Origin of the sequence: Salegentibacter sp. (genome assembly GCF_036568425.1) — a bacterium.
Classification (GTDB): Bacteria; Bacteroidota; Bacteroidia; order Flavobacteriales; family Flavobacteriaceae; genus Salegentibacter.
The window spans coordinates 22307-29286 of sequence record NZ_DATCSO010000072.1 but is presented as its reverse complement, the minus strand read 5'-3'; the positions used below and the strand labels follow the sequence as shown (position 1 = coordinate 29286).

At 43.1% G+C, this 6980-nt stretch carries 8 protein-coding genes; 1 reads left to right on the top strand and 7 read right to left on the bottom strand.

Features of this window, described 5'->3' with window-relative positions:
• A partial coding sequence (locus VIM94_RS06985; protein ID WP_332038570.1) for a P1 family peptidase occupies positions 1-203 on the bottom strand: 203 nt, incomplete at its 3' end.
• A gap of 241 nt (positions 204-444) precedes the next feature.
• On the opposite strand from VIM94_RS06985, the gene rimO reads away from it, so the two are divergent.
• Positions 445-1794, top strand: coding sequence for a 30S ribosomal protein S12 methylthiotransferase RimO (rimO, locus tag VIM94_RS06980; protein WP_332038569.1), 1350 nt, complete (start codon positions 445-447; stop codon positions 1792-1794).
• 51 nt (positions 1795-1845) lie between these two features.
• Here the strand turns inward: rimO and VIM94_RS06975 are convergent, their stop codons facing one another.
• The 6 genes from VIM94_RS06975 to VIM94_RS06950 form a co-directional block, all read right to left on the bottom strand.
• The gene (locus VIM94_RS06975) at positions 1846-2904 is read right to left on the bottom strand and encodes a class I fructose-bisphosphate aldolase (protein ID WP_332038568.1); all 1059 of its coding nucleotides are present in this window, start codon (positions 2902-2904) and stop codon (positions 1846-1848) included.
• A gap of 28 nt (positions 2905-2932) precedes the next feature.
• The gene (locus VIM94_RS06970) at positions 2933-4234 is read right to left on the bottom strand and encodes an erythromycin esterase family protein (RefSeq protein WP_332038567.1); all 1302 of its coding nucleotides are present in this window, start codon (positions 4232-4234) and stop codon (positions 2933-2935) included.
• A 115-nt stretch (positions 4235-4349) separates the two neighbouring features.
• Positions 4350-4925 (bottom strand): TVP38/TMEM64 family protein, encoded by a 576-nt coding sequence (locus VIM94_RS06965; protein ID WP_332038566.1) that lies wholly within the window; start codon positions 4923-4925, stop codon positions 4350-4352.
• Between the two features lie 192 nt (positions 4926-5117).
• The gene (locus VIM94_RS06960; RefSeq protein ID WP_332038565.1) at positions 5118-5783 is read right to left on the bottom strand and encodes a TIGR02117 family protein; all 666 of its coding nucleotides are present in this window, start codon (positions 5781-5783) and stop codon (positions 5118-5120) included.
• Between the two features lie 28 nt (positions 5784-5811).
• Positions 5812-6492 (bottom strand): TVP38/TMEM64 family protein, encoded by a 681-nt coding sequence (locus VIM94_RS06955; RefSeq protein WP_332038564.1) that lies wholly within the window; start codon positions 6490-6492, stop codon positions 5812-5814.
• Between the two features lie 13 nt (positions 6493-6505).
• Positions 6506-6940: a hypothetical protein gene (locus VIM94_RS06950; protein WP_332038563.1), complete on the bottom strand. Its 435-nt coding sequence runs from the start codon at positions 6938-6940 to the stop codon at positions 6506-6508.
• Positions 6941-6980 lie beyond the last annotated feature (40 nt).

Sequence of the window (6980 nt, the reverse complement as noted above, 5' to 3'; positions counted from 1 at the left end):
ATGGCGGTCACTCCCGTGCGCACCGAATCGCCTTTTATCAAACTGCTATGCCCAACCTTTACGCCCTGCACATCGGTGATGGCGTTCAAAGGGCCGGTGGGGAGTACCCCAATCTCAATCCCCAGGTCACGGAGGCGCTGCTGCGAAAAAACTTCAGGAATAGTAAAAAGAAGGATAAAAAGTAGGAGGAAAGCTCGTTTCATTATTGTGGTTTTTGCACTGGAAGATACGAAATAGGTTTTTTTAGATTAAAAAGAAACTTCGATTAAATCCCTCACAAGTGTAATGGGATTTGCACTTTATTTTTTAAAAATCCTTTAAAGAATAGACCATAATCCGGCTCATATAGCTGCTGAATAAGAACAAAAAAACAATGAAAGGGATTTCCAATTTAAGATCGTATCTTTGCACCCGCTTTCAGCAAAGCAGGAAAAACAGAATTCTATGAGGACGAAGTCGATTAAGAAGAACAGGATCAATGTGGTAACCCTTGGTTGTAGTAAGAACGTTTACGACAGCGAGGTGTTGATGGGGCAGTTGCGGGCCAATAAAAAGGACGTAGTGCACGAGCAGGACGGGAATATCGTGGTGATAAACACCTGTGGCTTTATCGATAATGCCAAGGAGGAATCTGTAAATACCATCCTGGAATATGTGAAGCAAAAGGAAGAAGGGGAAGTAGATAAGGTTTTTGTGACCGGTTGCCTGAGTGAGCGCTACAAGCCCGATCTTCAGAAAGAGATTCCCGATGTGGACGATTATTTTGGAACTACTGAACTTCCCGGATTACTAAAAGCCCTGGAAGCCGATTATAAACACGAGCTTTTAGGAGAACGCCTTACCACTACGCCAAAGAACTACGCTTTCCTGAAAATTGCTGAAGGTTGTGACAGGCCTTGTTCATTTTGTGCGATCCCACTTATGCGTGGCGGTCACAAGTCGACACCCATTGAAGATTTAGTGAAAGAAGCTAAAAACCTGGCGAAAAACGGGGTAAAGGAACTCATCCTGATCGCGCAGGACCTTACTTACTACGGCCTTGATCTTTATAAAAAACGAAACCTGGCCGAATTGCTGGAAAACCTGGTAAAAGTGGAAGGTATTGAGTGGATACGTTTGCATTATGCTTTCCCTACCGGTTTTCCTATGGATGTGCTGGAGGTGATGAAACGCGAACCTAAAGTTTGTAATTACCTGGATATTCCACTGCAGCATATTTCTACCGAATTGCTAAAATCTATGCGCCGTGGCACCACCCACGAGAAGACCACAAAGCTGCTGAAAGATTTCCGGAAAATCGTACCCGAAATGGCTATCAGGACCACGCTTATCGTGGGTTATCCCGGAGAGACCGAAGCTCATTTTCAGGAATTAAAAGAGTGGGTTAAGGAGATGCGTTTTGAGCGTCTGGGCTGTTTTACTTATTCTCACGAAGAAAATACACACGCTTATAATCTTGAGGACGATGTACCCCAGGAAGTAAAACAAGAGCGCGCCAACGAGATTATGGAAATACAAAGTCAGATCTCCTGGGAGCTGAATCAGCAGAAGATCGGGCAGATTTTCAAAGTGGTGATAGACCGCAAGGAAGGAAACTACTTTGTAGGCCGTACCGAATTCGATTCTCCCGATGTGGATAATGAGGTGTTGATTGATGCTACCTCTACATACCTAAAGACCGGAGAATTCTACGAAATTAAGATCACCGAGGCTGCCGATTTTGATCTCTACGGGGAACCTCTTAATGCTGCTCCAAAACCGGTTAGGAAAGAACTAAAGGTAAAATCGATTTAAGTAAAATTTTAAGCCTTGCACGGTTGAAAATCTTGCAAGGCTTAGTACTTTTTATGCTATTGTAACCTGCGGTTCCAGATAGACATCCTGCACTCTTCTTAAAATATCCACCCCTTCGGCTAAAGGACGCTGGAAGGCTTTTCGGCCCATAATAAGCCCCGAGCCACCGGCACGTTTGTTTACCACTGCGGTTCTAACCGCTTCCTTAACATCAGATTCTCCTTTGGAACCTCCCCCGGAATTGATCAGCCCGATCTTACCCATATAACAATTGGCTACCTGCAGCCTGCAAAGATCTATGGGGTGATCGGTAGTAAGTTCCTCATACATGGCGTCATCATATTTTCCGAAGCCTATTGTCTTGAAGCCCTTATTGGTTTCGGGTAATTTCTGCTTGATAATATCGGCCTTGATGGTTACGCCAAGGTGGTTGGCCTGGCCGGTAAGATCTGCCGCTGAATGGAAATCTTCTTTCTTTGTCTTGAATTCACTGTTCCTGGTGTAGCACCATAGTATTGTAGCCATTCCCAGCTGGTGGGCTTCCTCAAAAGCTACAGCGATCTCCTGGATTTGTCGGCTGCTTTCTTCAGAACCGAAGTAAACTGTAGCTCCCACAGCCGTGGCGCCCAAATTCCAGGCTTCCTTCACCGTTCCGTAGGGAATCTGGTCGTACTTATTTGGATAGGTGAGCAGTTCATTATGGTTTATTTTCACCACAAACGGAATTTTATGGGCATACTTTCGGGCGTGCAATCCCAAAGCTCCAAAGGTGGTCGCTACCCCGTTACAGCCTGCTTCCAATGCCAGTTTGATGATATTTTCGGGATCAAAATAATCCTGGTTCTTGTAAAAGGAAAAAGCCGCCGAATGTTCAATTCCCTGGTCTATAGGGAGAATATTCAGGTAACCCGTCCCCGCCAGGTTGCCGTGGTTATATAACTGGGAAAGGCTTTTCAGTACCTGGGGATTCCGATCGCTTTCCATAAAATTTTCAATACTTCTGGGCCCGGGAACCGTGAGCCTGTTTTTCGATATTTTTTGGCTAACGTGTTCCAGGTAGTAGGAAGCATCTTCGCCAAGTATTTCTGTAATTTCATCTAAGATTCGCATAATCTTTTATTATTTGGTTGAACATTAATTAAATTCCGAAGGGATAGGTTTCAGGGGTTAGTTCAGGATGCGGATGGATCTTTAGGGGGTGTAGTCCCCTGGTTTTATCGATATACAGAAATGCATCATACCGCTCTGCAAGTCGGGAAGGCACATAATTTCCTCTTTCATGACCGGGATGGTAAACTACGCCAATTGCGCGGTGACCCATTTCTTCAGAAAAAATTTCTTTTAAGCGCCTGTCTTCATCGAAAATGATCAGCTTGTTTTGCGGACTCACCCGGTGCAAAAGCTTTTCTACGCTCCCGCGAATGGCCTCCGGAACTTTCATTTTCTCCATGGGAGCGCCCCATCTTTTTCCGGCTATCACCGACCCTGAATAAGAGCCGAATCCCACCAGGCACACGCCATCTTCCCGGTGTTGTTCCCGCACGAGTTGTCCCAGGTTGATGAGCCCGTCGGCGGCCATATCGGTGGCCCGGGCATCCCCGATGTGGGTATTGTGTTCCCAGACTATAACTTTGGCGTCTTTTCCGTGATGTTTCATAAGCCTGTCCAGGGTTTCGGCCATATGCCGGTCCCGAACATTCCAGGAATCTTCCTCAAAGCCTGCCATGGCCTTATAATATTTTTCAGCATTGGCCATCACCAGAGCGTTCAACTCAGCATTTAATCCGGCTTCTTCCTCCCGGTCGTAGCTATGGGCTTTTTTCCTCACTTCCTGTAGCAGGTTTACCACCTCGCTTTTACAGTCTGATTTGGAAGAAGAAAAGACCGAGGCATAGGAATCCCTGGTTTTAAAAGGTTCAAAACATAAAACCGCTTCCCGTGCAAGTTTGGCTGTTTCGGGATCTTCTTTTTCCAGGTAGCCCACAATAGATTCCATGGATTCCCACAAGCTATAAACATCCAGCCCATAAAAGCCCTTTTTTTCCTTTACAGGGAGGCTGTCGTTGTAGTCCCGCAACCAGGTGGCAAAAGCCGCAATCTCCCAGTTTGCCCACATCCAGGTAGGCCAGCGTCGGAAACTTTTCAACACCTCAAAAATTTCTTTGGGGGCATTTTCATAATTTTTAATCCAGGAATTGATATTATAACAATCGGGCCAGTCGCCCTCTACCGCGATAAAAGAAAAACCTTTTTCTTTTATCAGCCTTTTGGAGATTCGTGCCCTCCAGGTATAATATTCGTGGGTGCCGTGGCTGGCTTCGCCCAAAAGCACATATTTTGAATCGCCAATCTTGTCTATTAACGGATCAAGATCTGCTGAATTCTCGAGCCGGTGATAATATTTTTCAATGTTGTGACCTGCATCTTTATCTGTCAACATATTAGAATGGTCTTGGTTAACTGCTTTAAGTTAAGGCTTTAAGCAGAAAATATTCTTCCCTTAGATGATAAAAAAATTATAAAATACGTTAAGGAAGCAACCGGATTATTAGGGCTCAGGATTTGGAGTCTTTCTTCCTTCTTTTACTGTAATCGATGTAGATATAGATAACATAAGCGATTAGGCCGACTCCTCCAATCCAGTAGAGGCCACTTTTGAGTCTTGAGATATCTTCAGAAAAAATTCCGATAGCTATAGATAAGGGGACCATTCCGGTTAAGGTAGCCATCATAAATTTTTTGAATTTCATATGAAGCATCCCCGCTATAAAACTGATGGCATCATTGGAGAGAAATGGGGAGATACGGAACAGCACCACCGAACCAAAAGCATAATTACTGATCCAGAAATCCATTTTTTCCATCTTTTTTTCGCCAAATATCCTGGTTAGAAAGATTCCCTTGAAACTTTTTCCGATATAAAATCCTATGGTAGAGGCTATAACCACCCCTGTTAGGGCCAGGAGGATACCCCACCAAAAACCGTAAGCTCTAACCGCGATGATTACGGGAAGCCAGGAAGGAAAAACAATAAGAAACATCTGCAAAATGATAAAAGCAATAATCGCAACTGGTCCCCACACCCCAAAATCTTTGAAATACTCCTGGGTATATTCCTCATTCCCATTCATCAGGATGTTAACCGTAGTATCTGTAAATTCCCGGAAAGCAGGGAGGATGAAATACGCCAGAATAGATAAGGCAAGAATGCTTCCTGAAAGAAGAAAGGAGGTATGTTTGGCTTTAATAATGGTATTTAATTTTTTAAGGAACTACCTAAAATTACAAAATTATAGAATCCCTAAATCCTAAAATTTTTATTTCTATTTATAGGTATAAAGAATGCCTTCGGAAAGCGGTGTCCAAAGACAGGCTTTTAACCCCGATTTTTTCAGCGCATTATTCGCCCAGGTATTGCAGGTTTTAAAAAGGCTAAGGGAGCCCTTCGCCTTATAAAAAGCATCCCGGCGGGTATAATGCAGGTCCTGGATAGGCTGTACATTTCCTTCAGCATCAAATTCAAAACTGTCTTCCAGAAAAGCGGTGAGCTTCAGGTATTGCTCTCTGTTAACTTTTAGCCGAATGGTTTTTTCTTCGGAAGGTGGTTCTTCCAAAAACTCCAGGTGCAAGGCGGCCGGACTCTTGAGAAACAAGGCTCGGAATGCGGTTTTTAAACTCAGGTCTTCCCACAGTGGGACTTCTCTGTAAAATTCGAGATCGCCCCAGCCAAAGGAAATATACTTTGCCCCGGGAACACCAGAAAGACTATGTTGAAGCGAAATATCATCTTCCCAGTTCTTTAAATCGTTCTTTAGAGGTAATACAATATCTGTGTGCACCTCTGAGGTCCGGAGGTAGATTTCAATTCCTTTTTCTGTTTCCCGGAAATCTGAATTTACAGGGATTAAGGCCCCCGCTATGGCTACCAATAAATAGAGTATTGGAAGAGAGAGAATTATAAGTAGGGATAATCTAAGTACCTTTTTCATTTAGAAAAAGATAAAAAGAAAAAATCGATTATTTTTGTTTTTTACGGTTTGTGTAATCAACATACACATAGATGCCATAACCCAAAAGTCCGGCACCACCTATCCAGTAGAGTCCGTTTTTTAAAGTATTGGGATCTTCAGCAAAATAACCAATAGCGATCGCTAAGGGAGTTATTCCGGTTAGGGTAGCCAGGATAAACTTTCGGTATCCCATAGTTAACATACCCGCGATAATACTTATGGCGTCGTTGGAAAGAAAGGGAGAAACCCGAAACAGGGCTATAGCCCAAAAACCATATTCTTCCACCATATTATTAACTTTCTTATTCTTCTTTTTACCCAGAACTTTGGCCAGATTGTCTTCTCCTAAAAGTCTGCCTATGGCGTATCCCAAACTGGAAGCCAGAAAAACCCCGGTCACCGAGATAAGCACTCCGCCAATAAAACCATAAGCCATTACCGCGACAATCATGGGGAGCCAGCTGGGAAAAACAACAAGGAATATCTGAAGGATCATTAAAATTACTATGGCCACAGGTCCCCAGAAACCAAATCCTTTAAAATAGTCACGAATCCTTTCTTCGTCCTTGCTTAAAAGGATATCCCATGATTTATCGATAAAATCCCCAAATGGAGGATAGGTGAAATAGGCTATAACCAGCCCTAGAATAATAGTTGCAGTTGTTATGTAAGAAATCTTTTTTGCCAAACCAACTAAGGTTTTATTGATGAATTTTAGAAATCAGCCTGAATTGAGGTTTTCCTTCTTTTGAAAGTCTGTATTGATAAATGGCCTGCCCGTTAATGTGTCCATCTTCAAATTCAGCCCATATAAAGCGTTCGTTGAGAATTTCGGTATTTATAAACTGCATTTTTCCTCCTAACACGCCTTTTTCGGGAATTAGCTCGGGGTCACTTTTTAGAGCCTCCGAGATAAATTCTTCAGGATTTGGAATGGTATCAAATGCTTCAGGAAACACCACAGGGTTGCGGCTTTCCAACATGAATAATTCTTCCTGTAAGGAATCATTTTCCACCTTTAGGGCATCTACCTGGGCCTGGAGATTATTGATTTTCAATTTAGTTTTCCTCTCCTTAGCTTCATTGTTACAGCTTAGCAGGAGGATTCCGGTAAGGATTAAAAGTAGTTTTTTCATCAGTATAAAATTAAACTGTTTTTTATACTCTTCAGTTAAA

What these genes read in the sequence shown, in the direction of transcription:
- VIM94_RS06965 (WP_332038566.1), bottom strand. Translation starts at nt 4,925, where the DNA reads ATGAATGGGAATGAGGAATATACCCAGGAGTATTTCAAAGATTTTGGG.
- VIM94_RS06950 (WP_332038563.1), bottom strand. Translation starts at nt 6,940, where the DNA reads ATGAAAAAACTACTTTTAATCCTTACCGGAATCCTCCTGCTAAGCTGT.
- VIM94_RS06960 (WP_332038565.1), bottom strand. Translation starts at nt 5,783, where the DNA reads ATGAAAAAGGTACTTAGATTATCCCTACTTATAATTCTCTCTCTTCCA.
- VIM94_RS06970 (WP_332038567.1), bottom strand. Translation starts at nt 4,234, where the DNA reads ATGTTGACAGATAAAGATGCAGGTCACAACATTGAAAAATATTATCAC.
- rimO (WP_332038569.1), top strand. Translation starts at nt 445, where the DNA reads ATGAGGACGAAGTCGATTAAGAAGAACAGGATCAATGTGGTAACCCTT.
- VIM94_RS06975 (WP_332038568.1), bottom strand. Translation starts at nt 2,904, where the DNA reads ATGCGAATCTTAGATGAAATTACAGAAATACTTGGCGAAGATGCTTCC.